25 protein-coding genes are annotated in these 25,393 nt (G+C 40.5%); 12 read left to right on the top strand and 13 right to left on the bottom strand.

What is annotated here, in order from left to right:
• The first annotated feature begins 302 nt into the window (after window positions 1-302).
• Both BV214_RS13945 and BV214_RS13940 read left to right on the top strand, forming a co-directional pair.
• Complete coding sequence (locus tag BV214_RS13945; protein WP_086478123.1) at window positions 303-716, top strand: magnesium transporter CorA family protein; 414 nt, start codon at window positions 303-305, stop codon at window positions 714-716.
• Between the two features lie 255 nt (window positions 717-971).
• On the top strand, window positions 972-2,732 hold the full coding sequence (locus BV214_RS13940; protein WP_086478122.1) for a beta-N-acetylhexosaminidase: 1,761 nt from the start codon (window positions 972-974) through the stop codon (window positions 2,730-2,732).
• A 90-nt stretch (window positions 2,733-2,822) separates the two neighbouring features.
• Here the strand turns inward: BV214_RS13940 and BV214_RS13935 are convergent, their stop codons facing one another.
• The 4 genes from BV214_RS13935 to BV214_RS13920 form a co-directional block, all read right to left on the bottom strand.
• Window positions 2,823-3,497, bottom strand: coding sequence for an ABC transporter ATP-binding protein (locus tag BV214_RS13935; RefSeq protein ID WP_086478121.1), 675 nt, complete (start codon window positions 3,495-3,497; stop codon window positions 2,823-2,825).
• Between the two features lie 11 nt (window positions 3,498-3,508).
• Window positions 3,509-4,771 (bottom strand): ABC transporter permease, encoded by a 1,263-nt coding sequence (locus BV214_RS13930; RefSeq protein ID WP_086478120.1) that lies wholly within the window; start codon window positions 4,769-4,771, stop codon window positions 3,509-3,511.
• Complete coding sequence (locus BV214_RS13925; protein ID WP_086478119.1) at window positions 4,768-5,850, bottom strand: efflux RND transporter periplasmic adaptor subunit; 1,083 nt, start codon at window positions 5,848-5,850, stop codon at window positions 4,768-4,770. The genes BV214_RS13930 and BV214_RS13925 overlap by 4 nt, the downstream gene beginning before the upstream one ends.
• 436 nt (window positions 5,851-6,286) lie before the next feature.
• Window positions 6,287-6,520 (bottom strand): SDR family oxidoreductase, encoded by a 234-nt coding sequence (locus BV214_RS13920; RefSeq protein ID WP_245806803.1) that lies wholly within the window; start codon window positions 6,518-6,520, stop codon window positions 6,287-6,289.
• A 146-nt stretch (window positions 6,521-6,666) separates the two neighbouring features.
• Between BV214_RS13920 and BV214_RS13915 the strand changes: the two genes are divergently transcribed.
• The 7 genes from BV214_RS13915 to BV214_RS13885 all read left to right on the top strand — a co-directional run bounded on the left by BV214_RS13915 (window position 6,667) and on the right by BV214_RS13885 (window position 12,689).
• Window positions 6,667-7,518: a universal stress protein gene (locus tag BV214_RS13915; protein ID WP_086478118.1), complete on the top strand. Its 852-nt coding sequence runs from the start codon at window positions 6,667-6,669 to the stop codon at window positions 7,516-7,518.
• Between the two features lie 142 nt (window positions 7,519-7,660).
• The gene (locus BV214_RS13910) at window positions 7,661-8,491 is read left to right on the top strand and encodes a universal stress protein (RefSeq protein ID WP_086478117.1); all 831 of its coding nucleotides are present in this window, start codon (window positions 7,661-7,663) and stop codon (window positions 8,489-8,491) included.
• A gap of 9 nt (window positions 8,492-8,500) precedes the next feature.
• The gene (locus BV214_RS13905) at window positions 8,501-9,349 is read left to right on the top strand and encodes a universal stress protein (RefSeq protein ID WP_086478116.1); all 849 of its coding nucleotides are present in this window, start codon (window positions 8,501-8,503) and stop codon (window positions 9,347-9,349) included.
• Between the two features lie 69 nt (window positions 9,350-9,418).
• The gene (locus tag BV214_RS13900; protein WP_086478115.1) at window positions 9,419-10,258 is read left to right on the top strand and encodes a universal stress protein; all 840 of its coding nucleotides are present in this window, start codon (window positions 9,419-9,421) and stop codon (window positions 10,256-10,258) included.
• Window positions 10,259-10,270: 12 nt separating this feature from the next.
• Complete coding sequence (locus BV214_RS13895) at window positions 10,271-10,684, top strand: hypothetical protein (protein ID WP_086478114.1); 414 nt, start codon at window positions 10,271-10,273, stop codon at window positions 10,682-10,684.
• Between the two features lie 59 nt (window positions 10,685-10,743).
• The gene (locus BV214_RS13890; RefSeq protein ID WP_086478113.1) at window positions 10,744-11,643 is read left to right on the top strand and encodes a mechanosensitive ion channel family protein; all 900 of its coding nucleotides are present in this window, start codon (window positions 10,744-10,746) and stop codon (window positions 11,641-11,643) included.
• 38 nt (window positions 11,644-11,681) lie between these two features.
• Window positions 11,682-12,689: a 2-hydroxyacid dehydrogenase gene (locus BV214_RS13885; protein ID WP_086478112.1), complete on the top strand. Its 1,008-nt coding sequence runs from the start codon at window positions 11,682-11,684 to the stop codon at window positions 12,687-12,689.
• Here BV214_RS13885 and cls read toward each other — a convergent pair.
• From cls to BV214_RS13865, 5 genes are all read right to left on the bottom strand, one after another.
• Window positions 12,684-14,090: a cardiolipin synthase gene (gene cls / locus BV214_RS13880; RefSeq protein WP_086478111.1), complete on the bottom strand. Its 1,407-nt coding sequence runs from the start codon at window positions 14,088-14,090 to the stop codon at window positions 12,684-12,686. The genes BV214_RS13885 and cls overlap by 6 nt on opposite strands.
• A 139-nt stretch (window positions 14,091-14,229) precedes the next feature.
• Entirely contained in the window at window positions 14,230-14,361 is a 132-nt protein-coding gene (locus BV214_RS17080) for a hypothetical protein (protein WP_262483080.1), read from the bottom strand.
• 26 nt (window positions 14,362-14,387) lie between these two features.
• The gene (locus BV214_RS13875; protein ID WP_086478110.1) at window positions 14,388-14,849 is read right to left on the bottom strand and encodes a hypothetical protein; all 462 of its coding nucleotides are present in this window, start codon (window positions 14,847-14,849) and stop codon (window positions 14,388-14,390) included.
• A gap of 53 nt (window positions 14,850-14,902) precedes the next feature.
• On the bottom strand, window positions 14,903-15,721 hold the full coding sequence (locus BV214_RS13870) for an SDR family oxidoreductase (RefSeq protein ID WP_086478109.1): 819 nt from the start codon (window positions 15,719-15,721) through the stop codon (window positions 14,903-14,905).
• A 214-nt stretch (window positions 15,722-15,935) separates the two neighbouring features.
• Window positions 15,936-16,472: a lipid-binding SYLF domain-containing protein gene (locus BV214_RS13865; protein WP_086478149.1), complete on the bottom strand. Its 537-nt coding sequence runs from the start codon at window positions 16,470-16,472 to the stop codon at window positions 15,936-15,938.
• Between the two features lie 327 nt (window positions 16,473-16,799).
• On the opposite strand from BV214_RS13865, the gene BV214_RS13860 reads away from it, so the two are divergent.
• Entirely contained in the window at window positions 16,800-17,666 is an 867-nt protein-coding gene (locus tag BV214_RS13860) for a DUF808 domain-containing protein (RefSeq protein ID WP_086478108.1), read from the top strand.
• Between the two features lie 53 nt (window positions 17,667-17,719).
• Here BV214_RS13860 and BV214_RS13855 read toward each other — a convergent pair whose 3' ends face one another.
• The 4 genes from BV214_RS13855 to BV214_RS13840 form a co-directional block, all read right to left on the bottom strand.
• A complete protein-coding gene (locus tag BV214_RS13855) occupies window positions 17,720-18,349 on the bottom strand; it encodes a LysE family translocator (RefSeq protein WP_086478107.1) in 630 nt (209 codons plus the stop codon).
• Window positions 18,350-18,453: 104 nt separating this feature from the next.
• Complete coding sequence (locus BV214_RS13850) at window positions 18,454-20,034, bottom strand: FG-GAP repeat domain-containing protein (protein WP_086478106.1); 1,581 nt, start codon at window positions 20,032-20,034, stop codon at window positions 18,454-18,456.
• A gap of 204 nt (window positions 20,035-20,238) precedes the next feature.
• On the bottom strand, window positions 20,239-22,059 hold the full coding sequence (locus BV214_RS13845; RefSeq protein WP_086478105.1) for an SLC13 family permease: 1,821 nt from the start codon (window positions 22,057-22,059) through the stop codon (window positions 20,239-20,241).
• A 134-nt stretch (window positions 22,060-22,193) separates the two neighbouring features.
• Window positions 22,194-22,514 carry a four-helix bundle copper-binding protein gene (locus tag BV214_RS13840; protein WP_086478104.1) on the bottom strand — a complete coding sequence of 107 codons (321 nt, stop codon included), beginning with the start codon at window positions 22,512-22,514 and terminating at the stop codon, window positions 22,194-22,196.
• A 296-nt stretch (window positions 22,515-22,810) separates the two neighbouring features.
• On the opposite strand from BV214_RS13840, the gene BV214_RS13835 reads away from it, so the two are divergent.
• On the top strand, window positions 22,811-24,727 hold the full coding sequence (locus tag BV214_RS13835) for a DUF294 nucleotidyltransferase-like domain-containing protein (protein ID WP_086478103.1): 1,917 nt from the start codon (window positions 22,811-22,813) through the stop codon (window positions 24,725-24,727).
• Window positions 24,724-25,389 (top strand): 3'-5' exonuclease, encoded by a 666-nt coding sequence (locus BV214_RS13830; RefSeq protein WP_086478102.1) that lies wholly within the window; start codon window positions 24,724-24,726, stop codon window positions 25,387-25,389. The genes BV214_RS13835 and BV214_RS13830 overlap by 4 nt, the downstream gene beginning before the upstream one ends.
• Window positions 25,390-25,393 lie beyond the last annotated feature (4 nt).

Genomic DNA, 25,393 nt, shown 5'->3' with positions numbered 1-25,393 from the left:
AACCCTCAGTTATAACCGCTACTATGGAAGCACACCATCAACCTTGCTTTTCAAGTAAAAAAGTGCTATTATTAGCTTAGGTTAAAGGGTAATTACCCCAGGGAAAATCCACGAAGCATGGGACGAAAACTATCGATGTTATTTCCACGATGGCCCGAACAGAATAAGAGGAGACTGAAACTACGCGTAGAGAGTAAAAAACCTTAGTACCTGAACCCTTGGCACCTACCCCTACATCCGAGCGGTGCAAACCGTTTTCCCATGGAATTTTAAAAATAGTTAATCGTAAAAAATGTACCTATATGAATGACAATAGAAAAGCCTATAGCACCCTTCCAAAAATTAAAAAATTACAATGGCATGCCCAGCATTGGGAATCCGATCTTCGGTATATGGAAGACGAAGTCAGTTTTGTTGAACAGCTATTAAAGGCCGATATTTATAAACCCAACACCCCTAATCTTTTTGAAAAACTTCAGAAATATGCAGCTAGGCTGGGGGAATTTGAGGCCCGAAAAACAAGGCTTCGACAACTAATATCGGAACACCAAACCCTTCTTGAAAACATTTCGAAGTCCGACCAAGAAACAATAGAATCTTCCGTTGGTCACAAACACGATGATTTGGAAATGGAGGTTTTGCATTGCACGGACAACTTTAAGGAATTAAAGGCCGAAATCTTCAACTTTCTAAGCAGCACTATTAAAAAATCCTAAGTCACACTTGGGGATTCCCATTGAAAAATTGGGAATCCCCAACTTTGAACTATAACCACATAGATAGAAAAACTATTATAGTTCCATGGTTATTGCCCTAAAATCAACCCATACATTTTTGTTTTTTTCCTTAGTTTTATCCCTTGGCCAAAAAATTTATGTCAAGGAGCCAGAGAACTTATAGCCTTTAAAACCCTATTAGATCTTCTTTGCTTCCATAAAACCGTTTCTAATAATTAATCCAACTAGTTTAAAATGCAAAAGAGAAATCAAATTACCTCAGGGCAGGCCCGCCTAAACGGAAACGGGCAGGCCCATGAGGCATCGGAAGGAAAATGCCGATTACAAATCCACCCAAGGGTCGGAGCAACTTGCCTGACGGCAGTCAGGTTCAAATCTCACTTAGTGAGTAAAGTGTTTACATGGAGTTTACTCCTTCTTATCCCTACGCTTTTAATGGGCCAAGCGTCAAATTTTGGTGTTATCCCACAACCAAATCACCTAGAAAGCAAATCTGGCACCTACACTTTTGGGGAGGTCGTCCAGATTTCAGGAAATAATGAACGACTTGATGCCTTAGTACAATATGCGTCTAACATCTTCACCGAGGAAAACAATTGGCGTACCGAAAAGGGCCAAAACCATAGGAAGTCAGACCTAAGACTAGAACTAAACCAAAAGGAAGATCAGGCCGAGGGCGCCTACCGATTGGAGGTCAACAAAAAGGGAATCCTTATCTCCGCTGCCAATGAACAAGGTATATTCTATGGTCTGCAGACCCTACGGCAGTTAGTATCCCAACAGCAAGGAATAAATTTGGCATATGTTAGTATCACAGACGCTCCCCGATTTGGTTGGAGGGCTTATATGTTAGATGAAGGACGCTATTTCCAAGGGATGGACCAGGTTAAGAAATTACTAGACGAAATGGCCCGACTAAAAATGAACGTCTTCCATTGGCATTTGGTAGACGATCAAGGCTGGAGGATAGAAATAAAGAAATATCCTTTATTGACCGAAGTTGGATCTAAAAGAAAAAGCACTCAAGTAGGTCCTAGAAAATGGGACAGTCCCATACAATCCGGGGAGCCCCATGAAGGTTATTATACACAGGAAGAAATTAAGGAGATTATAGCCTATGCAGAGGAGCGATATATAACGATAGTACCGGAGATAGAAATGCCAGGTCATTCATCTGCCGCAATAGCCGCCTACCCTTGGTTAGGTTCGTCTGGAAAACAGATAGAAGTCCCTATCAACTTCGGGGTAAGTGAAGATATCTTTAATGTAGCCGACCCAAAAGTCTACGATTTCCTTACCGATGTATTGGATGAGGTGATGGCCTTATTCCCTTCCAAAGTTATCCATATTGGGGGTGATGAAGCAAAGTACGACCATTGGGAGAATTCTGAGGAGATTAGAGCGTATATGAAAAAGCACAACTTACCGACCTTTGCAGATTTACAAGTGGATTTCACCAATAGAATATCTAATTATATTGAAAGTAAAGGAAGAAAAATGATGGGATGGAACGAAATTCTAGGGAAAAACGTTCATGAGTACCAAGCGGAAAAAGATGGCGAAGCAGAAACCGAACTATCCAAAAATGCAGTAATCCATTTCTGGAGAGGAGATATTAAATTGATGACGGAAGCTGCCGAAGCTGGGTATACCATTGTGAACTCTTTACACACGGAAACCTATTTGGATTATTCTTATAGCAGTATTCCCTTAAAGCGGGCCTATGATTTTAACCCCGTACCGAAGGATCTAGACTCCAAGTACCACAACAGAATTATTGGGACGGGTACCCAGATGTGGGGAGAATGGATTCCTACTAGTGGTTATATGGATTTTATGACCTTTCCCCGTATAGCGGCCTATGCAGAAGTAGGTTGGACACAGCCCCAGCAAAAGGATTTTGATCGATATATTAAAGTACTTCCCAAGCTAATGGAAATATGGAAAGACAAAGAGATTTATTATGCTCCCTTAGAGGAAGCCATGCCTAAATAGAGGGAATGCGCAACTAGGATTGGTACAGGATTAGGGAGGTAAGGATGTTACAAGACTTATCTCCCTTTCTTACCTTAAGATGTCTCCCTTTTAACGAATTACCCGCCCGTCTTCCATTAGAATAATTCTATCCGTACGTTTGGCAAAATCCTTATCATGGGTTACTACCAGGAGCGCCAAGCCTTCTTCTTCCTTTAGGCGTTTAAAAATATGGAAAACATTTTCCGAATTATGACTATCCAAATTTCCGGTAGGCTCATCGCCCATAAGTATAGTGGGGTTATTAATTAAAGCTCTGGCAATGGCTACCCGCTGTTTTTCACCCCCAGAGATCCTAGACGCTTTCTGTTTGGCCAATTGATCTATATGAAGCATTTTGAGCTTTTCCATTGCGTCGTGCTCTATTTCTGCTGTGGATTTCTCTGCTAGTTTTTTTGCGGGAAGCATCACATTTTCCAACACGCTGAATTCCGATAATAGATAATGGAACTGAAACACAAAGCCAATATGTTTATTTCGTATGCGCGAAAGATTAGTTTTGGGTTGTCCGGTCACCAATTTCCCATCTAAATAAAGTTCTCCGGTATAGTCCGTGTCCATGGTAGAGAGGATATAGAGCAAGGTTGATTTACCACATCCAGACTTCCCCATAATCGCAGCAAACTCTCCCTGTTCTACCCCAAAGGAGATATCTTTCAGCACATGAAATTCCTTGGGCTTATGAAAATACTTATCAATATTTTTAGTCTCTAGTACAAGCGTCATTGTTTCTACCTTTAAGTGCCACGGATAATACGTACGGGATCAATTCGTTTCGCCTTGCTTGCTGGCAGCCATCCTGCGATAAATGTAGAAAGTAAGGCAAAGGATATCCCTATAACATAATAGGCTATATTGTAATTAATGGGATAGGTAGTTATTGTGGGTAAGGCCTCGGTTTCAAAAGGCACCCTATCTATCAGCCTGGAAAAGACATAGCCAATAATTAATCCGAGAGTACCCCCAGAAACACCTATAATCATCGCTTGGCTCATAAATATCAATTGTACGTCCGTACCGGAGAATCCCGTGGCTTTTAAAATGGCGATATCCTTCATTTTCTCATAAATAAGCATGTTTAGAATATTGTAAATCCCAAATCCTGCTACAATCAGAAGGGTAATAGAAACCGCATAGGTAATAAGATTTCTGATGTTGGATCCGGTCTCAAATTGGGCATTGGCCTGATTGATATCCGTAGCGGTAACTTTAAATTGACTTACCAGGTTCTCTGCCATGGTAGGTGCCTTTTCTATATCGAAAAGTTTTATCTTGATATCCGTTATATAATTTTGTGCTTCTCCCAATATACGTTGTACCGTCTTTAGGTTGGCATAGCTCTGTACATTGTCTATATCGGCAATCCCGCTTTGATAGATCCCTACTATTTTTAAGGGAAAAACATCGCCCCTTACCGTGCTTACCTGTACTCTATCCCCCACGGCGAGGGACATTTTAGAAGCAAGGCCAGCTCCCAGCAGTATCCCATTGTCTGTATTCTTAAGCGCTTCCGGACTCCCTCCAACAATATAATCACCCATATTGGAGAGTCGGGCTTCTTCCATAACATCCACTCCTATCAAGTTTCCTCCCAGTTCTATGGATCCAGAGAGATAAAAGATCTGAGCACGCAATTGAGGAGTGGCACCTTTTACCTCCTTGTTATTTTTCAAATAATGTAAAATGGGAAGTGCATTGTGAATTTTTTGCTGCCCCTGCTTAGGCTTTATGGAATGCACCATATTTACCGAATTCTTAAACGGTTCGTATAGCGCTACTGGCTGTTCTACACTCGGTTTAATTTCGTTGTAAAGATGTATATGGGGCGTCTGGTTTAAAATAAGGCTGTCTAACATTTGATTCAGTCCGGTCATAAAACTAACCAAAGTGATATAGGCCGCAATCCCGAAAGTTACCCCTAGGGCAGCAGTGACCGTAGATTTCCTTTTGGTAATCAAATGGGTCTTGGCTATGTTCAATATCACTTTCCAATTAATCATTGTTTGGGCTTTAATAACTCGGTTTCTTCATTAATTCCGGCCAATATTTCTACGCGTTCCAGATTTTGCAATCCCAGAGTAACCTCCAACACCCCATCTGGAGTATGTACTTTATTCCCATCGGTAAGATAAGTTTTGGGGATGGTTAAGGCATTTTCCTTCTCCGCAATAATTATGTTCCCCTCCCCTGCCAATCCAGGGTACAAGGTTTTGGGCGGATCATTAAAAGTGGCCTCGACCGTAAAGGTTTGCGATCGTTCGTCCTTTCTTGGATATATTTTCGTTACCGTTGCCGTGAATACCTGTGAGGGATAGGCATCCAAGCTTATTAAGGCTTTTTGACCTAGAGTCAGCTTAACAATATCCATCTCATCTACCAGCATTTCAATTACAAAGACGGAAGCACTACCTACCACTGCTAGGGGCTCCAAAATGCTTACCACTTCTCCAGGTTCCTTAAAAAGTGCGTACACCTTTCCGTTAATCTTACTACTAACGGTAAAGTCCTTGCTATTTATCCTTGCTGCCTCATAGTTGTTGCTAGCCTGCTGCAATTGGGTTTTTAGCTCGTTTTTGGTGCGGGCGTACCTACTTTTTAAAATGTTGCGGTTGTTTAGGGAAAGTTCATAGGCCAATTGGCGGTTATCTAGTTCCGTTTTGGACCCTATCTGTTGATCCCACAACCGTTTTTGACGAAAAAAATTGATGGAATCATTTCTAAAATTCAGGCTTGCCGCCTGTATTTGTTCTTCCAAATCCTTTAACAAGGCTGCACTACCATTATAATTCTCCTCTGCTAATTGCAGGGCAAGCTTTGCATTTTCGGTATTGAGTTTTGGGGTTTTATTAATTATCTGCATCAGGGGGGTACCCGGTTGTACTAAGTCGCCCTCCTCTACCAAGTTTTGATCCAATATACCACCCACTGCCGCATATACCCTATACAAACTATCTGGTTGTATAGTGGCAGAAGCATAAACAGATTCTGTCAACGACGATATTTTCGGAAAAACCCGCTCTTGTGGCCCTTCGCATGAGGTTAAGAACAAAACGGTTACCAAGAGTATCAAATAACGCATAATAGAATAATTATCTTCATTCAAAATAACATTAATTTGAGCTTTAAGAACATGAGCAAAGTCATTAGTCCAACTAATTTGAAAGCTTATTGCTCATTCCTCTTAATGGCCAAGATCAACCGATCTTAAATGTTGAAATATTGTTTTCTGAATAAATAGCCTTCTAACGAGTTGTGAACACCATCGCTATTATTTGCCCGGGCTTGAGTAGTATGCCTACTAAAAAGGCTACTCATAAAGTAGCTTATAAGACCACTACTTTATAAATAACCTCTTCACATTGAATAAGGTTTAAGCTTCTGGTGTACTACCAAGCCCCACTGTTGTTAATCATCCGATACAAGCAAACAGACTAAAATCTTTAGGTGACAGCATATCGTTACAACAGCCCCATTATCCATTTAGGATCAACAATTAATCAAAATTGCCATTCAATTTAAGCGATCATCATTCCTCCATCTACTACAAGGGTGCATCCCGTTATATAGCTACTCTGATCTGAGCCAAGAAAAAGGGCCATTTCAGCAATTTCTTTCGATTCTGCATACCTATCTAAGGGAACTGTAGACTGGAATCCCTTTTGTACATCAAGCGGACTATTTGGAGATATGGATTTTTCTATACGTCGCATCATTTCATTGTTTACGGGACCGGGAAGAATGGTATTCACCCTTATTTATAAATAGTTATGACGCCCGTCATATCCCCACCCTACTTCCTTTATATCCTTACAAATACAGTTTATCCCTGACCAAAATCATAGCAATTGGAAGTAAGGTGGACTATTTTTATGCAAAAGCACTAAATGAAAGACCAATGAACACCATCTTAATACCTACAGATTTTTCCAAAAACTCAAAAAACGCACTCTTGTATGCGCTAGACCTATTTAGGCATACCCCTTGTCATTTTATTATCAGCTATATTAATTTGGATGGCACGGACTATAAGGAAAGGCCCATCTATAATTTTGGGACCAACATTTTGGTAGAAAGAGCTCCTAAGGGTATTCAGGAGAAATTAGAGGACCTTAAGAAGCTTGTTTACTCCACCTCCTCAAAAGGCACTCAGCATTTGTGTAGCCTTATTTGTGAGGAAGGGTTCTTTGTTAAGGCCATTCAAAAACTTATTCATGATAAGAACGTAGATCTTATAATTATGGGTACTAAAGGAGCAACGGCCCTTAAGGAGTTTTTTACGGGCTCGCATGCTGGCGATGTCATTACCAAGGTAGGATGTGATGTTTTGGTGGTACCCCATAAAGCCCGATACAAAGGTTTTAAGCAGCTGGTCTTTCCTGTGGATTTTGAGTTGCCCATAAATGACACCCTCCTAAAAAAGATGGATAACCTGGTTGGTTTACAACCCACCCAAATTCACTTACTATACGTCACTAAATCAGATATTCCTCTTTTTAAGGAAGTGGAGGCCCTGCAACGCCAATGGGTTAAACGCATCTCTGAAACTCTAAATAAACCGGTTAAATTTCATAGAGTTATATCAAAAAAAGTGGAGGATGGCATTCAGTCCTATACCGATGAAATTTCGGCAGACCTCATCGTCATGATCTCCAAGGAATATGGGCCCTTTCATAAACTATTTATGGACACTACCGTAGAGGAGGTAAGCTTTAATACCAAAATCCCTCTTCTGTCCATACAAGTCTAACGGTACGGGATGTTTTACAATCCATAACAAGTAAAAAGTAACAATGGTAGGTAGTGTTTATAATCCGGACTAAGGTGATTGTTATCATGGTGTGCTGCTAACTTTTCGGTTAGTTTTAATAATTAATAAAAAACACAAGGCTATGGTACGTATTCTATTACCCACGGACTTTTCAGATAATTCATTTCAAGCAATTCAATATGCCCTTAAGCTTTATAAGGAAGCGGAGTGTACATTTTTTCTATTACACACCTATACCCCAGCAGTATACCAAACCGAATACTTGTTGGGAAGTCCAGGACAAATAGGCCTGGGTGATGTATTACAGGAAAGTAGCATGTCGCAACTGGAAGAATTAAAGATGAAACTGGATAACAAGAATCCCAAGCACCACTTTATTGTCCATTCGGCATTTAATACCCTAGTGGGTGAAATATCGGATATGATAGATGCCGAAAATATAGACCTTATTGTAATGGGTACCCAAGGAGCCACAGGGTTGCAAGAAATTCTGTTAGGCACTAATACCGTACACGTAATAAAACAGGCTAAGTGTCCCGTAATTGCAGTCCCACCCAACTTTGAATACGAGGCACCCAAAGAAATCCTGTTTCCCACCGATTATGAAATTTCCTATGATATGGAACGAATGGAACCCCTGCTTGCCCTTGTCCAAAAGTATAACTCCAGAATAAACGTATTACATGTACGGGCTAGCTATGAGCTAAATCCCCTACAGGAAAAAAATAAGGCGCAACTAGAGGGGTTATTGAAAGATACTGCCCTTTTTCATGAAGTTCCCGACAGTGAAATTATCACGGCAATTAACCAATTTCAGGGTAAAAATCGCACCAACCTCCTTGTTATGATGCAGAACAAGCACAGTTTTATAGAGCGAATGTTCTTGGAGCCGGTGATCAAAAAAATAGGATTCCATATCACTATTCCCTTTATGGTGTTCCCTCCTCTTTAATAGTGACCCATGAAGAATATCTTAATAGCTACCGATTTTTCCAACGATGCATACGCAGCCTTGTTCTATGCCACGCAGCTGTTGTCCTCCCAAGGCTGTACGTTTTATATTCTCCATGTCTATAACCAGTACCCCCCATTAAAAGGAGGACTTCTGCCCCTTATAGGGAGTAAAAAAACTTTGGGTTCCAACCAAAGGGAGTCGGAAGAAAAATTGGCCCAAACTCTCTATAAAATAGGGTTGGATGACCAGAACCCCCAGCATCAATTTAAGTCTTTGTCCAAGCGAGGGGTTCTACCCAAAATTAGTAAACAGCTCATTAAAGCGTACAACATAGATCTAATGGTGATGGGGAGCAAAGGGGAAACGGCGGCCAAAGAGTTGTTTTTTGGGGGCCATACCATAAAAATGGCCAATGCTTTAAAAAAGTGTCCTTTATTGGCCATTCCTAGGGAAGCGGATTTTAAACCTCCTAAGGAAATTGCTTTAGTAACCGATTTTAAAAAAGGCTGTTCCCAAAAAACAATCGCCCCATTACTATGGATAACGGCACTTTTAAAAGCATCCCTACGAATATTGCACATCCCACAGGACAATATACTCAACAAGGTGCAGGAAGCCAATAGAAAATTACTTCAAAGCTACCTCAGAGAAATTGATTATAATTTTCATTGGATACCCCAATTTGAAGATAAGGCCCTAGTCATCAATTATTTTATTGAGCGTAGACCTATAGATATTTTGACCATGGTACACCACAAGCACCGATTTCTGGAGCTGATGGTACGCGAACCTATTGTGCAGGATATAAGTATGTATGCAAAGATCCCCTTGCTAATCCTTCCACTTGCCGACTGACGGTTGTCATATTTTTACTCCCCCCTGTACGCTATATTTACGCTATTAACTCCAAAAGAAGTGGAACCTATGGACAAAAGAATTTTAATACCTACGGATTTCTCCAAAAATGCCCTAAACGCGGTTAGATATGCCTTGGATCTTTATGAAAAACTAAACTGTACCTTCTATTTTTTAAATGTTTTTAGGCTAGATAGTTACACTACCAGTAATTTATTGGTACCAGAACCAGGAAGCGGAGAGTACGAAGAGGCAAGGGCGAAATCGGAGGAAAAATTTCAAAAACTGTTAGAGATAATTGCCTTGCATCGAGATAATCCTAAACATACCTACCATACCATAGCTTCCTATAATTTTCTATCGGAGGCTATAAAGCAGACCATAGACCAAAAGGATATCGATTTGGTGGTGATGGGCACCCAAGGTGCTTCGGGCATCAAAGGGGTCATATTTGGAAGCAATACGGTAAATACCATGGAGGTAATTACGGAGTGCCCCGTATTGGCCATCCCCGAAAATGTCAGTTTTAAGCCGCCTAAGGAAATAGTTTTTCCATCCGACTTTAAAACCAGCTACAAGAGAAAGGAATTGAATTATCTCATAGAAATTGCCCAAATACACCAAGCGTATATTCGGGTTATCTACATTAGCAAGAAGGAAGAACTAACAGACTTGCAGATAAACAACAAAGACTTATTACAGGAGATTCTGGAGACTGTAGATCACAGTTTTCATACACTACCCGAGAAAGATGTGGCCCACGGGATTACATCCTTCGCGAATAGGAGAAATAGCGATATGATCGCTTTTATAAATCGGAAACATTTTTTCTTTGGCAGCATATTTTCTAGGCCCTTGGTAAAGGAAATAGGATATAACGCTACGGTTCCGATTTTGGCTTTACACTAAAAAATAAATACTATGAAAAATTTTGGGATTTGGATGGACAAAGAAAAAGCTCACATTGTGAGGCTTTCGGGAAATGAAGAAGGATTTGAAACTATCATGTCGGATTTAGAGTTTTATAGACCGCATGGCGGATCTGGTACAAGGTCGGCAAAATGGGGGCCACAAGATGTAATACAAGACAGTAAATTTCTAGAGCGCGAAAAGCATCAATTAAAAGCGTATTTCAGCAACCTGGCCCATGCCATAGCGGATGCCGATGCGATTGCTCTTTTCGGCCCTGCCGATACGAATGAAAAGTTTAAGAAGGAATTGACAGAGAATTACAAGGCGTTGGCCAGTAAACTAAAGGGAGTAATTAAGTCGGATAGTATGACCGAAAATCAGGTAAAAGCCTTGGTACGGGATTATTTTAAAAACGGAAAATAGTCGATAAAAAAATAGCGCCTAACCTATTCTGTTTTTAGGTAGTAATATATGAATGCTATATGATAGAACTCCTCGACTTTTTTGATAATCCCATTGTGGTTAGAGTCACTAAGCTACTCCTATGGGTACTCTTCATTGTGCTGGTAATAGGTTTTTTAAGGAAACTTTTAAAAAAGCGAATAAGCGACCTATCCATACGGTACAAAGCCCAAAAAGGAGTGGAGGTAATTGGATATCTACTAATCGGCATCTTGGTATTGATATCCTTTACGGTAGATAACATAGAGAATTACACTGTTATTATTGGTCTTTTTACCGCGGGAATCACCTTTACCTTGCAGGAGCTTATACTGAGTATAGCAGGTTCTTTTTATATCTTTTTTGTGCGTGTCTATAAACCCGGGGATCGTATAGAAATCAATGGGATTAAAGGCGATGTTATTGACATAGATAGTATTTATACCACCCTAATGGAAATGGGCGAATGGGTAAGTAGTGATAATTATTCTGGTAGAATTATAAAAATAAGCAATGCTTTTGTTTTTAAAGGCCCCATAAAGAACTACTCCATGGATTTCCCCTTTATTTGGGATGAACTGGATATACTAATAACCTTTGATTCCGATGTGGAATTGGCGAAAAAAATAATGTTAGATACTGCAACCAGTTTGCTTTCGGAATATACAGCAAGCTCAATGGCCAAATGGGAGGAAATGGTAGCCCACTATTATATTGAAAACGCTACCCTAGAACCCACCTTGGCATTACGCATAACCGATAATTGGATTGCATTAAACCTAAGGTACATTACCGATTATAAATTGAGGAGAGTCACAAAAAACAAACTATTTCACCAAATATCACAAGCCGTTTCGGCCACAGACGGCAAGGTCAACCTAGCATCGACCACCTTACAATTGCTGAAAATACCCGAATTGGAAGTGAATCTGAAAAAATAGTTTGATAAACCTAATATAAAATATCAAGAAGTAACAGCATGAAATTACTGGTATATAGTGCTAAAGAATTTGAGATTCCATTTTTGGAAGCTGCCAACAAGGGTACCTATAAGGTATTCTATTGTAGGGAAGCTTTGGATATAAACACCGCCATTAAAGCTGTTGGTTATAAAACAATCTCTATATTTTCTGGGGATAGCCCTTCCCTTGTTGTATTGGAGAAATTGTGGGATTTAGGTGTGCGCCATATTACCCTCCGTTCTACTGGGCATAACAACATCCAAATCCACACCGCAAAACGCTTAGGGTTTAAAGTGGCCAATGTTCCAAGCTATTCTCCCTACGCCATTGCAGAACATGCTACTACCTTGCTTTTGGCATTGAATAGAAAAATTTTTTTGGCAAATTCCAGGACCAAAATCTACAATTTTGCTCAACAGGATTTAATGGGCTTTGATCTTCATGGTAAAACGATGGGAATTATTGGTACGGGGAATATTGGGAGTATTATGGTAAAGATTATGAACGGATTTGGCTGTCATATTTTAGCCAACGATCTAAGTCCTAATTCTAACCTAGTTGCTACCTACGGCGTACGCTATGTGGGTTTAGAGGAGCTATATTCCAATTCGGATATCATCAGTTTACATGTACCACTTACCCAAGAGACCCACTATCTAATTGATGAAGCTGCCTTAAACATCATGAAAAACGGGGTGGTGTTACTCAATACCGCTCGAGGCGCAGTAGTAAAGACCAATGCATTGATACACGCCTTAGAAAATCACTTAATTGGAGCCTACGGTGCCGATGTGTACGAAAAGGAAAAAGGCACTTTCTATAGGGACAATTCCAAAACCGGAATTAAGGATGAACAACTTAAAAAACTGCTTTCCTTTTCCAATGTATTGCTTACCCCACATCAGGGCTTTATAACTAGGGAGGCACTGAGTAATATTGCCGAAACTACCTTTTATAATTTGGACTGCTGGGCCAAGGGAGTAAACAGTGAAAACGAATTGGGATGGGAGGCCAGTATCTTATAAAACGGGACTAAAAACCTTTCCAAACCCTTCTTTTAACTTTTCGGTCCAAGGCCTGCTCACATATTCTTGGTAAGAAAGCATTCTACTTATATTGGCATCTTTAAGAAAATCGTTACGAAGCATCTTTGCAAATTCACGATCATAGATAATGGCATTTACCTCATAGTTTTGTTCAAAGCTTCGCACGTCCAGATTAGCTGTCCCAACAGTAGAAACAGTATCGTCACTTACCATGATTTTACTGTGCAGGAATCCCTCCGGAAAAAGATAGATTTTAATACCGGATTTTAGCATGGCCTCAAAATAGGAACGCACGCTCCAACCAACAATTTTGCCATCAACCTTTTCCGATAGCATAAGACGAACATCTACCCCGCTTCGGGCTGCAGTCTGCAAAGCCTGCATAATTGCTTGCCCCGGAATAATATAGGGATTGGTTATGTAGAGATAGTCTTTAGCCATATTGATCATCGCAAAAATGGCTTGTTCCATCGCAGGGAAATCGTCATCGGGCCCCCCAGAAACAATTTGCACCATAGTATTTTCCCCAGTAGTGGCCTCCGATGGAAGCCTAGGAATGGGTTCAATGGTAGTCTGACTTACCAGGTACCAATCCATCGAAAAAAGATAATTTAAGTGGCTTGCCGCCTCCCCTTCTATTTTAAGATGCATATCGTGCCAATTGCCCAAGGCTAAATCTCCTTTTAAGTATTTGTCGGAAATATTAATTCCTCCCGTAAAGGCAACCTTTCCATCTACCACTATAATTTTACGATGGTTTCTATAATTGAGGGACGATAGGAATCGTCCAAATTTAAAAGGCAAAAAGGGAATCACCTCAACACCAATGGCTATTAATTTTTTCCGATATGCCTTACTCAATGAAAAACTGCCTATTCCGTCATAAATCAGTCTTATTTTAACCCCTTGGGCAATTTTCTTCTCAAAGAGTGCTAACAACTGATTGGCAAGTTCCCCATCCTCAAAAATATAATATTGTAGGTGTATCTGTTTTTTGGCAAGCTCAAGTGCCTGAAAAATAGCTTCAAAAGTCGTTTTCCCATCCTTTAAAAGCTGTAAGCGATTATGAGGGGTTGGAGGAAATTGGGAGTTTTTATACACCAACATCATCATTTTTTTATACTCGCCATCAAAGGACTCCATCTGTGCCGTGGAAGGTTTGGGCAGGTTTAAAAAGGCCTTTTTTCTTAGTTTGAAGAGCTTATTCTTTCGTCTATTCCTTCCCAATAAAAGGTATAGTAAAATACCACCCACAGGAACAGTAAAAATGGCCAAGAGCCATGCCAAAGTTCTGGAAGGCCTAGCCCCATGTAACAAAACACTTATTACAATGATGACGGCAAAAAAGAGGTAGCCTACAATAAGGAGCAAAAACCACATAGCACTAGTTATTTATTCAAGGTAAAATATATTACCATAAAAATCAGATAAATACGGCTGCTATTTGCTTCAAATGGCGTTCTACGTTTTGGTGGCAAAGGCAACCTCTAAATAAAGGATTCCTTTAATTGGGCAGGATTCAATTAAACACATAGCCCAGCAACCAATAGAGAATAATAAATACTACGATAGCCCCTATACAACCGCATTTACCTCCCCCAAGTTTTTTTGCGCCCCAACCTGCCAACAAAGCTCTTATGATATTTTTCATTTTATTCGGGTGTTTTTAGTGTTCCTTTAAAAGTTGTTTTCTTCCAAATTTAAATCCAGTGTGAGTTTCTGGATAATATCATTAATATCTTCGGCCTGTGCCTGCAAAATTGCGCTGGTAGTATCTGGAATGTTTTTGTGATTCAACACCTCTTGGTACTTCTTTATTAGATCTTTTTCCCGTTGTAGTATCAATCGGTCTACTTCTATAGCAGTAAGATTTCTACTGCCCACGGTGGCGGCAACCCCATCATAAATACAAGGTGAATCTTTTTTAAGTTTATATACGCCTCCTTCCTTAACCGCTACAATCTCTTCCCTCAAGTTTTTTTCGAACTCCTTTCTTTGTGCCGCCTGCTGCATGAAGAAAATACGTTTACGTTCCAGTTCCTCTGTAAGGGACATCTCTTCATATGCTTCCTTGGAGGCAACTATCTCACATAGGAGCTCTTCCAATGTGGTAACCCAGTGTGCGCTATCCGTTTCCATTGTGTATCGATTAAAAGGTTATTATTTATATCCGTATTACAGGAATGTATTTCTTAGCCATTGGTAGTAAACCCTGGATAACACGTCATGCCCCCATCTACAAAAATGGTGGTACCATTGATATATTCGGATTCATCGGAAGCCAACCAACTTGCAACACTTCCAATATCCTCTGGAATCCCAATTCTCTTATAGGGTATAAGTTTCAGCATGGTCTCTGCACCCTCCTTAGAACTCCATACGTCCTTGTTGATATCCGTTTTAATACCTCCAGGAGCAATACTATTACATCGAATTTTTTCTGGTCCATATTCTTGACAGATACTCTCCATCAACATTAATAATCCGCCTTTGGAAGCGGCATAATTGGCATGCCCCGCCCAAGGGATAACCTCGTGTACGGAACTCATGTGTATAATTTTGCCCAGGGATTTGGAAACCTCTTTTCTAAAGCCCCTTCTTTTAAATTCGATGATAGACTCTCTAGCACAGAGGAATTGTCCGGTAAGATTAACATCCAACACTTTTTTCCAATCGGTTAAGGGCATTTCGTGGAGGGGGTGATCTAGTTGGATTCCCGCATTGGCAACACAAACATCTACCGTTCCAAAATGGGAAACTGTCTTTTTAAACATAGCCTTCACCTCCTTTTCCTCACTTACGTCGCATTTAAAAACGATTGCTTCTCCGCAATCGGAATTATCATTTATCCAGTGAGCCAATTCCTCGGCTTCTTTTTTACCCGAATGATAGTTAACTACAACATTCCCACCTTCCATCCCCATGGCCATCGCAACTGCTTTCCCAATACCCGAACTAGCACCTGTAAAAATACAGGTCTGATTCACTAAGCGTCCATTTGGCTTTTGCATGACTATGTTTTATATAAATTTAAAGAAAATACTCTTAAAATAAGACCACCTATTACCTTTGAGGGAATGATTAAACCGATAGAGGTAAAAATCACAGCTAAAAAAAGGATTGGGATTAAAAGCAGTGGGCCTCAATAGTTAGTTATCCCTTAAGGTACCGATAAAAAATACCCCGATGCAAGCAAGGGGGTATTTTTGATTATGGCAGCACTTTTTATTGATTCATTGGAACATAGGCCAGTCGTTGTCCGCCTACCGAAACATCGGCCATTAGGCCTTTTTTGGGCAGTACAAACACCACCACACCATTTTTATAATTGGCATTAGCCGCAACGCCTTTTTCTAAGGCAATTGCTTTGGCTTCCGCGGAAAATTCATACTTTCCCTCCTTAAAGTGTTTCAGGGCCTCCTCGGTTTCAAAAAAGATTATTTCCGTAAAAGTCTGTCCGCCTGCTTGTAGACCTACATCCAATTTTTTAAGGTTAGCCATTCCAATCAGGGTACCATTTTCATACACTGCCCCATTTCCGGAAGCTCCTCCCACAATAAAGGCCCCTTCCCCAACATTTGGGAAGATTACGTAGCCTGAGGCATTTTTGAAATATTGATCTATGCCTATATTCATTTTTTCCGCGTGCATTTTTGCTTTTTCCGCGGCATCTATAACTTTTTGATCTTTTTCATTCTGTGCAAAGACCCCAAAGGTCATCATGATGATCACCAAAGTGATAGCTGATTTTAAAACTTTCATATCATATAGATTTAAATTAATATTCATTTAAAAGGGTGGTAAGTGTTCTCTTACTACTTTCAATTCACCTCTTCACTATTCAAACTTAAAGAGTTGAAAAACAATCCATTAACCCAAACAGTTAAAGTTTTAATGTTTTTGGAAACCCTTCTTATTCTAAATACCCAATAAACTTTATTTCCTTTCAAAACTGCAGCCTGATAAAAATTAAATGATGCCTCATCAGCAAAAAAATCAAAAGGATCAAGAAAAACTGTTTTAAAAGCATTGAGAAAAATATTATTTACGTAAACTTGAAATCTAATCCACCTCTATAATTGTATATATATGGCTTCAGGTTTTTTTGCTTTACTAGATGATATTGCGAGTTTAATGGACGATGTAGGAGCAATGAGCAAAATAGCCGGTAAGAAAACCGCCGGCATTTTGGGAGATGATCTGGCGGTAAACGCCGAAAAAGCTTCAGGTTTTGTTTCCTCTAGGGAAATTCCTGTATTATGGGCCATAACCAAAGGTTCCTTAATAAATAAAGTGATTATTTTACCGGTTGCCTTTGCTTTAAGTGCTTTTTTACCTGTTGCGGTAACCGTAATATTACTATTAGGCGGACTCTATTTAGCCTATGAGGGAGCAGAAAAAATTCATGAATACCTCTTTCATCGGGAACATGGGAAAAAAGTAGCGGTAGAACAGAAACTCACCAAAGAAGAAATCCTAGCATTGGAAAAGGACAAGATTAAATCGGCCATCCTTACCGACTTTATTCTCTCCGTAGAAATTGTAATTATCGCCCTGGGAACGGTAGTAAATCAGACCATCACCATCCAGATCATGGTAGTCTCCATCATTGCTTTAATAGCCACGGTAGGCGTGTATGGTATTGTAGCCCTGATTGTTAGAATGGACGATTTTGGGTTTAAACTCATTGCTATGACCGAGGAGGATGACAGTATTTCTGATAAGATAGGGCAGTTTTTGGTAAACGCCCTTCCCATTGTGATTAGGAGCCTATCCGTAATTGGCACCATAGCCCTATTATTGGTTTCTGGAGGCATCTTTATGCACAATTTGGAGTTCCTGCACCATTGGTTTTCTGGCATCCCCTCCCTTCTGGGCGAATTTATTGTGGGGTTGATCGTAGGCACACTCTGCCTCCTAGTTGTTATACCAATAAAAAAACTGGTGAAGGGATAGAGAATTAGATCATTAGTTTCTCTTAGCCAAAAGCTCTCCTAATCCATATATTATCAAGATTTATCCAACGCCACCGTCAGCCCCATTGCAATAAAGACCACTCCGGCGATTATATCTATCCACCCATTGGCTTTTGGATTGGCCATTAATTTTTTGGAAAAGGTGCCAGAAAAATAGGTAAGGGTTAGGCACCATACTATCCCAATAATGGCATAAGATACGCCCAACAATACAAACGGAATGGGATTATTTAACTCATTGGGATTTATGAACTGCGGAAAAAATGCTAAAAAAAATAGGGCGACTTTCGGATTAAAGGTATTAGTAACCAAGCCAGCGATAAAACTCTGTTTTTTGCTAGGCTTACCTACCACAGAAGGCTTCCCCATTGACTTTTCTTTTTTGGAAATGAAATTGGAAATTCCAAGATAAATCAGGTAAGCAGCCCCCAAGTACTTTATCAAGGAAAAGGCCATGGCCGATTGTGCAATTAAAATAGAAAGTCCCAGGGCTGCTAACACAGTATGTACCAACACCCCAGAATTTATTCCGAGTGAGGCATAGAAGCCTGCTTTTCTCCCTTGGGTAATGGACTTATTCAAAATAAAGACCGTATCCAAGCCTGGGGTCATCACAAAAAATAAAGCGGTGAGCAAAAATGCCAAGAAATTTTCGATTCCCATACCAATCAATTTTGCAGGTCCATAAAATGAACTGGCAAAAGTATTGAAATTTAGCTTCCTAACACCCTCTAGTCAGCAGGGTTTATTTATGGAAAATCTGCCCCCTATCTAATCGTATTTTCCAAAATTATGATCGACGGGCCACTTGTAAGCCATTTTTTTCCTAAACCTGTAGTATCCCCTGCTGGGGTAAAGTACACAAAGGATCCCAAAGCCAAATCCAAATCCCCATCCCCATCCATATCCTCTGCATCCATAACAATCCACCGCCCCTTGGTGGCTTGGGGGAAGGAATAGTCCTTAAATTCCAAATTCCCCTTGTTCTCCAAATAAACAAAGCTCTCCTCGGGGGTACCAGAATAATCCGGAAAGAACGATATGGCCGCTATATCGAGATCACCATCAAGGTCAAAATCCCGTGCCAAGGCCTTATAAGCCCCATTTAAGGGATAAAAGTAAGCTTGTTTAAACTGAAGGTCTCCCTGGTTGAGAAATATGTAAATTCCGTGATAATTTTTAAGGAAGGGGGTCTTGTCTGCGTTATCTCCGCAGACGTAGAGGATATCATCTAATCCATCATTATTGAAATCGACCACCTCCATATACTGTGAACCAAATAAGGGCATAAAGGACAAGAGTCTTTTTTCCAAAAACGTTCCGTCCCCATGATTCTCATAATAGAATACCCCCTCATCGCCCTGTGCCATAAGAACCATTATATCATTAAAACCGTCCCCATTCATATCTTTTATTACGGCTTTTATAGCTCCTGGTCTCGAATTCAAAAGCTGTTTTCTATATCCCTTTTTCCCCTCATTGATGTAAGTGACCAATTTACCAGTATGGTTCCCAAACTCACAGGCTACTATATCTTCCAAGCCATTGTTATTTAAATCCCCAAAGGCCATGTATACGGGACGTTGCATGCTATCCAAGACTTTTTCCGATCTATTGAAATGTTCCCCTGGTTTAGTAGAAGATATCCGCAGCAAGCTTCCCTCTGCCGCATCATTTGGAAAAATACTTTTCCCTGCAGTGGTCACATATAGGGCATCGTCTTTTTCATGATATTGTACGGTACTTGCTTTTAGCCCTACCACATAGTCTTTTTCCAATTTGGAGTTAAGAAAAGTGAGGTTGTTGGTGTGTTGTTTACCATCGGCATAGACTATGCCCCTCCCCTTAGATCTAATTTTCACCATTGTTGTTAAGGGGGGGCGTTGTGCAAACGCTACTTCTCGAAATTTAAAATGTGGCAATCCCATGCTAATTTCCTTGGAATAGGAAAGGGAAGGCATTTCATCTGGAGCATTCTCTAAATAATAATCCACAATCCTATCCCAGTCGGCCTTCGCCATCATGGGGGTATCGGGAAAAACTCCGGCCCTCTCTACCCGTTCGCCTCCGTTGTCCATTGCCAATAGGCTATCGCGCTGATGCGCCCCTTGATAAATTCCCAGTCGGAATGCCATAGCGGGAAGTACATCCTCTTTCCAACTGAATTTTGGCAAACTATCCGGAGGCACCAAAAGATGGCAACTGGCGCAATGAATATGTGCCAATTCCTTCCCCGATAGCTGGGAAACAGGTATCTCAGGGTTTTCTATTTCTAGTACCCCTTTCTTCCTTTCCGAACAAGAAATAAGGAAAAGGAGCATAAGACCTAAAAACACATATTCCTTCATACCCGAACCTATTTAACCATCCAATTAGGCAGTTAGGAACCATTGGACAGAACCAAAATAGTATTTAAAAATGAATACCTCCACTCGGAAGGGATGAAATACTTTATCTCGTTTAATTTTTGCTATTGATGGTGAAAAGAAGGCCTTTTATGGAGAAGGGTTTGCAAATCAAAACCCTAATTTGCCTTGTGGTTATGGTAGAAGCTACACCATTCTACTAAGAAGTACCGTGGCAAGCCCCCATAAAATAAGGCTTAGAATTCCCCCTACAATAAAGAAATGTCTAAACTTATAGTTTCCAACTCCGTATATCAGGGTATTGGTTTGATATCCAACGGGAGTAAAAAAGCTAAAGTTAGCCGCGAATAAAACGGCCATAATAAAAGGTTTATAGTCTAGTTGTAGGCCTTGAGCTACAGCTATGGCAATGGGTGTCATTATAATGGCGGTGGCATTGTTGCTAATTACCCCACTCATCACCATGGTTACAAAAAACAGGGTTCCAATACTCACCATTTCGGATTGCCCCCCTAGGAATCCTAAAAGTTGTTGGGATATCCATAAATCTGCCCCACTATTATTCATGGCAATCCCCAACGGAATCATTCCGGCGAGCAAAAAGAATATTTGCCAATTCACTTTTTTATAAACCCGATCTAAGTCGAGATTATTGGTCAGTAGCAACAGTCCCACTCCAAATAGCGCGCTCATTAATATGGACAATATTCCCGTTCCGGCCAAAACCACTACCATAAGAAGCACCGCTAAAGAGAAGTATTTCTTTTTGGGAGCAGGTTCCTCCGGTCTGTCAAGCTGCTGAAGTAGCACAATATTTTCTATGGAATCCAAGGCCTGTATATTTTGTCTACTTACATCTACCAACAACCTATCTCCTGCTTTAAGTACCAGTTTATCATCGCTACTCCGTACGGTCCTATCTCTAATATGGGTAAGTGATTTTCCTTTCCTAATAGCAATGGGCAACACATCTTGCTGCATAAATCCCCTTAAATTCCCCAAGGTTTTCCCCAACAACGCCGCCCCTGGCAACATCAGCAGCTCCACAAAAATGCGTTCGTCCAACTGTGGGGTCTCATCATCCTCCTCCTGCTTAGGCTCTTCTGAGGGCATCCAATGGGGATCCTCATTTATTCCTAGGTGCTGTGATTCATTCAGTTTAGAAAGGTTATTTATATCGCACATCAGCAGGAGTTCATCGTTCGCTTTAAGTGTAATATATTTTCCTGGAGCATTATGCATACGGTTGTCACGTATTAACTGCAGTAGGGATATTTCTGGGTTGTCGTAGAGGAATGTGTCTTCAATCTTTTTATCTACCAAATTGGATTCACTATTAATTCGGACGCTGGTAATATATTCTCCAATGCTGTATTCCTCATTTAAATTTAAATCCTTATCCCATGGCAACCACCGTAACGCTATTGTAAGGTAAAGAACAGAAACGCCCAAAAATATTAACCCCAGTATGCTAAACTCGAAAAATCCCAAGGAAGGTGCCCCTAAATCCTTTGCTACCGAATTAACGATTAAATTTGTGGAGGTGCCCATAAGGGTACAGGATCCCCCCAAGATACCGGCAAATGAAATAGGCAACAACAATTTGGATTTGGGTACCTTAAACCGTTGAGACAACTGATTAAGTATCTTTATAAAAACAATCACTACCGCCGTAGTACTGATAAAGGCCGATATACTAGCGGTCACCACCATAAACAAAGGTGCCATCACGTAAACGGAAAGTCCCTTGATCCTTACCAGGCCCGATGTAAGCCAAGCAACCACGCCATTTTCCTCCATAGCAATAGCCAATATCATTAAGGCCAACACGGCAATGGTAGCGCTATTTGAAAATCCGCTAACGGCTTCCTCAGGAGTTATTATTCCTAAGAGGGCTAGGGAAACAATAATAAAAAAGGCTATTTTATCTACGGGGAATATCTCTAGGGCGAATAACAAAATTACCGTCACCAGTACTAGAAACACTTGTATAATTTCTACTGTCATCCCAAATAAAATTAGCAAGGGGAGCAAACTCAATTAATAAATTACATAAAATATGTTTATGATTTAATACCCACCTCTCTTAAATTATGAAATTGTCCCCTTAGTTTGCCTATGGGCATGCAACGGGCTTTAGATTAAGCAGCTATAAGCTTTTTACACTCCTCCATACACTCTAAACAGGAATTGGCACATTCTTGGCAATGGGAATGCTTATGTTGCCCACACTGCTCCGCACACCATTCACATACCTCTGCACATAATCTACAATACTCCTTGGAGAATCTGCTGTCTGCCGTTAAGAACTTCACCACGGCTGAACAAGCTTCTATACAGAGGATACAGCATTTAGGACAATCGTTTTTACTTTCCAGTCCGGCCATTTGGAGCAAGCAATACTCACAATCCTGAATACACTTATAACAGGCTTCCAAACAATCTGAATAATCTTTTTTCATACGTACATGTTTTTAGAGTTTAGCTTAAAGTTATAGAATCTTCTATTCCATTAAGTTCTCTATCACCTAATTTATAGACGCAAATGGTCCTCCGCTTTCCTTAGGGTTTTGGCCATGGGCCCCAACGCCTAAACGCACTCCCTAGACGGCCACTTTAAAGCTGTCCATGCCCCTTTTACCCCTGTTTAGGGCCCTCCCAATCATAGCCGTTGTAGCCTGTTAAATAATTATGATTTCAGTATCTTTATCCTTTTAAGGATAAACCGTATTAAGTAAATTTACCCCAAATACCAGTTATGAAAAATACCATTTCCCATAGGGTGGCCGATTTTCTAAAAAGTTATCCACCGTTCAATCTTTTGGGAAAATCCGACCTTTTGGCCTTATCGGAGCAAATTATCATTATCTATAAGGATAAGGATAGTCCGGTTTTTTTGGAGAACGATAAGCCACACCCGCACTTTTACGTTGTAAACAAAGGCGCTATTGCGTTGAGAGTAAGCAGTGAAAAAAGCATGGTTGACCTCTGTGACGAAGGCGATATTTTTGGGCTTAGACCCTTAATGGCTTCGGAAAATTATAAAATGGAGGCCAGGGCGAAGGAGGAAAGTATTATATATGCTATTCCCATAGATATTTTTAAACCCTATGCCCTCCAGAATCATAAGGTGGGCGATTATTTGATAGCCAGCTTTGCATCAAATACTAGGAATCCCTATTCGGAAAGTCATCGTGGCAGACTATATGAAGAGTTATTAGACCCGGTTGCACCTCATACCCCCTTAATGGACTTACAGACGGTGACCTATTCCAAAAAACTGATCAGTTGTCGTGAAGACACCCCCGTGAATGAGGTGGCAGAAAAAATGACTAAAAACAAGGTGGGGGCCATGGTAGTCTTAAAAAACAAATTGCCCATTGGGATCATCACAGACAGGGACCTGCGCAACAATATTGTTACGGGAAAATATCCTATTACGGTTGAAGCCTCCAAAATAATGGTGTCCCCTGTCACCACCTTCACCAAACACCTTACCATCACGCAGGCACAAATGGCTATGATGAAAGATAATATTAGTCATTTATGTATCACTAAGGACGGCACGCCAAATACCAAGGCTGTTGGGATATTGTCTAAGCACGACATTATGGTGGCCATGGGGAATAATCCTGTGGTATTGATTAAAGCCATTAAGCGGGCCAAGAAAATAAAGTCCATTAAGCGCCTACGGAAAAGTATTGACCATTTACTATCTGGATATTTGGAACAGAATATCCCAATGACCCTCACCTCAAAAATCATTACCGAACTAAACGATGTATGCATTAAGCAGGTTATAAAGCTTTCTTTGAAAGAAATGCCCAGCAAGCCCCCGGTTAAATTTACCTGGCTCTCGCTAGGAAGTCAGGGACGTAGTGAGCAATTACTACAAACCGATCAGGATAATGCCCTGGTATTTGAAAATGTCCCTGAGGAAGACCTTCAGGAAACCACCGATTATTTTCTAAAACTGGCTAAAATAATTAACAAGGGGCTGTTCGATATTGGATATGATTATTGTCCCGCAGAGATGATGGCCTCCAATCCCAATTGGTGCCATAGCCTTGATGAATGGAAGGCGAAAGTAACCCAATGGATCACTAATCCCGGATCTGATGAGGTGTTGCTTTCCTCTATATTTTTTGATTACAATGTTACCTACGGAAATAAGGCCTTGGCCGACGAATTGTCTGAGCATATTTTTGAAATCACCCAGAAATATCCCCTTTTCTATCTTCATTTGGCCAGTGGAGCCCTCCAGAACCCTTCTCCTACCGGTTTTTTTAGGCAGGTATTATTGGAAGCCGATGGAGAACACAAGGACACCTTCGATTTAAAACGGAGAGCCCTAATGCCGCTGACCGATGCAGCCAGAGTACTTATCCTATCCCATTCCGTAAAAAACGTAAACAATACTTTTGAACGATTTGATAAATTGGCCCAGTTGGAACCCAATAATAAGGAAACCTTTTTGGCCTGTTCCCACGCTACCAAGGCCCTACTAAAATTTAGGACCAAACAGGGGCTGATGCATAACGATTCTGGAAGGTATATTGCCATAGAGCAACTAAACAAGGAGGAGCGGATAAAACTGAAGCGGACCTTTAAGACCATTAGGGATATTCAGGAGTTGATCAGTGTACGTTTCAAAGTCTCAAATTTAATGCGATGATTAATTTCTTTAGAAAAAAACCGGTTTCGCACCCTAAGTATTGGGAGGAATATGTGCAGAGTTTTGAGCAAAAGCTGCCCACGGAGCTACATGAAATCCGATTTGTAGTTTTGGATACGGAAACTACGGGCTTTGATTATATCCATGACCGTATCCTTTCCATAGGGGCACTTACCCTTCAAAATCAATCTATCTTGGTATCGGAAGGCTTGGAACTCTACTTGGAGCAGGAGCATTACAATACTGATAGCATCAAAATCCATGGTATTTTAAAAAGTGAGAATATATACCGGATAAGTGAGGAGGAGGCCATGCAACAACTATTGGGGTATTTAGGGAACGCGGTAATCATAGCGCATCATGCGGTTTTCGATATGAATATGATTAATAAGGCATTGGAGAGAATGGGACTTCCTAAACTAAAAAACTTGGTTATGGACACTTCCAATTTATATAAAAGCACCCTGTTAACCTCCAACCTCATCAAAAAAAAGGAACACTATTCCTTGGACGAGTTGGCAGAGAAATTTGATATATCGCGGAAAGATAGGCATACCGCCATGGGGGATGCCTATATTACCGCTATTGCCTTTTTAAAAATAAAATCGCGCCTCAAGGAAAAAGGCGTTTTAAGACTAAAAGACCTTTTAAAAATTGGGTAAGGTT

This window comes from Arenibacter amylolyticus (genome assembly GCF_002150785.1).
Classification (GTDB): Bacteria; Bacteroidota; Bacteroidia; order Flavobacteriales; family Flavobacteriaceae; genus Arenibacter; species Arenibacter amylolyticus.
This window is presented reverse-complemented; position numbering and strand designations above follow the sequence as displayed.

Coding starts and splice junctions, on each gene's coding strand:
- BV214_RS13860 (WP_086478108.1), top strand. CDS start 16,800: ATGGCTTCAGGTTTTTTTGCTTTACTAGATGATATTGCGAGTTTAATG.
- cls (WP_086478111.1), bottom strand. CDS start 14,090: ATGTGGTTTTTGCTCCTTATTGTAGGCTACCTCTTTTTTGCCGTCATC.
- BV214_RS13865 (WP_086478149.1), bottom strand. CDS start 16,472: ATGAAAGTTTTAAAATCAGCTATCACTTTGGTGATCATCATGATGACC.
- BV214_RS13945 (WP_086478123.1), top strand. CDS start 303: ATGAATGACAATAGAAAAGCCTATAGCACCCTTCCAAAAATTAAAAAA.
- BV214_RS13875 (WP_086478110.1), bottom strand. CDS start 14,849: ATGGAAACGGATAGCGCACACTGGGTTACCACATTGGAAGAGCTCCTA.
- BV214_RS13900 (WP_086478115.1), top strand. CDS start 9,419: ATGGACAAAAGAATTTTAATACCTACGGATTTCTCCAAAAATGCCCTA.
- BV214_RS17080 (WP_262483080.1), bottom strand. CDS start 14,361: ATGAAAAATATCATAAGAGCTTTGTTGGCAGGTTGGGGCGCAAAAAAA.
- BV214_RS13940 (WP_086478122.1), top strand. CDS start 972: ATGCAAAAGAGAAATCAAATTACCTCAGGGCAGGCCCGCCTAAACGGA.
- BV214_RS13935 (WP_086478121.1), bottom strand. CDS start 3,497: ATGACGCTTGTACTAGAGACTAAAAATATTGATAAGTATTTTCATAAG.
- BV214_RS13870 (WP_086478109.1), bottom strand. CDS start 15,721: ATGCAAAAGCCAAATGGACGCTTAGTGAATCAGACCTGTATTTTTACA.
- BV214_RS13890 (WP_086478113.1), top strand. CDS start 10,744: ATGATAGAACTCCTCGACTTTTTTGATAATCCCATTGTGGTTAGAGTC.
- BV214_RS13930 (WP_086478120.1), bottom strand. CDS start 4,771: ATGATTAATTGGAAAGTGATATTGAACATAGCCAAGACCCATTTGATT.
- BV214_RS13850 (WP_086478106.1), bottom strand. CDS start 20,034: ATGAAGGAATATGTGTTTTTAGGTCTTATGCTCCTTTTCCTTATTTCT.
- BV214_RS13905 (WP_086478116.1), top strand. CDS start 8,501: ATGAAGAATATCTTAATAGCTACCGATTTTTCCAACGATGCATACGCA.
- BV214_RS13885 (WP_086478112.1), top strand. CDS start 11,682: ATGAAATTACTGGTATATAGTGCTAAAGAATTTGAGATTCCATTTTTG.
- BV214_RS13835 (WP_086478103.1), top strand. CDS start 22,811: ATGAAAAATACCATTTCCCATAGGGTGGCCGATTTTCTAAAAAGTTAT.
- BV214_RS13855 (WP_086478107.1), bottom strand. CDS start 18,349: ATGGGAATCGAAAATTTCTTGGCATTTTTGCTCACCGCTTTATTTTTT.
- BV214_RS13915 (WP_086478118.1), top strand. CDS start 6,667: ATGAACACCATCTTAATACCTACAGATTTTTCCAAAAACTCAAAAAAC.
- BV214_RS13895 (WP_086478114.1), top strand. CDS start 10,271: ATGAAAAATTTTGGGATTTGGATGGACAAAGAAAAAGCTCACATTGTG.
- BV214_RS13840 (WP_086478104.1), bottom strand. CDS start 22,514: ATGAAAAAAGATTATTCAGATTGTTTGGAAGCCTGTTATAAGTGTATT.
- BV214_RS13845 (WP_086478105.1), bottom strand. CDS start 22,059: ATGACAGTAGAAATTATACAAGTGTTTCTAGTACTGGTGACGGTAATT.
- BV214_RS13925 (WP_086478119.1), bottom strand. CDS start 5,850: ATGCGTTATTTGATACTCTTGGTAACCGTTTTGTTCTTAACCTCATGC.
- BV214_RS13910 (WP_086478117.1), top strand. CDS start 7,661: ATGGTACGTATTCTATTACCCACGGACTTTTCAGATAATTCATTTCAA.
- BV214_RS13830 (WP_086478102.1), top strand. CDS start 24,724: ATGATTAATTTCTTTAGAAAAAAACCGGTTTCGCACCCTAAGTATTGG.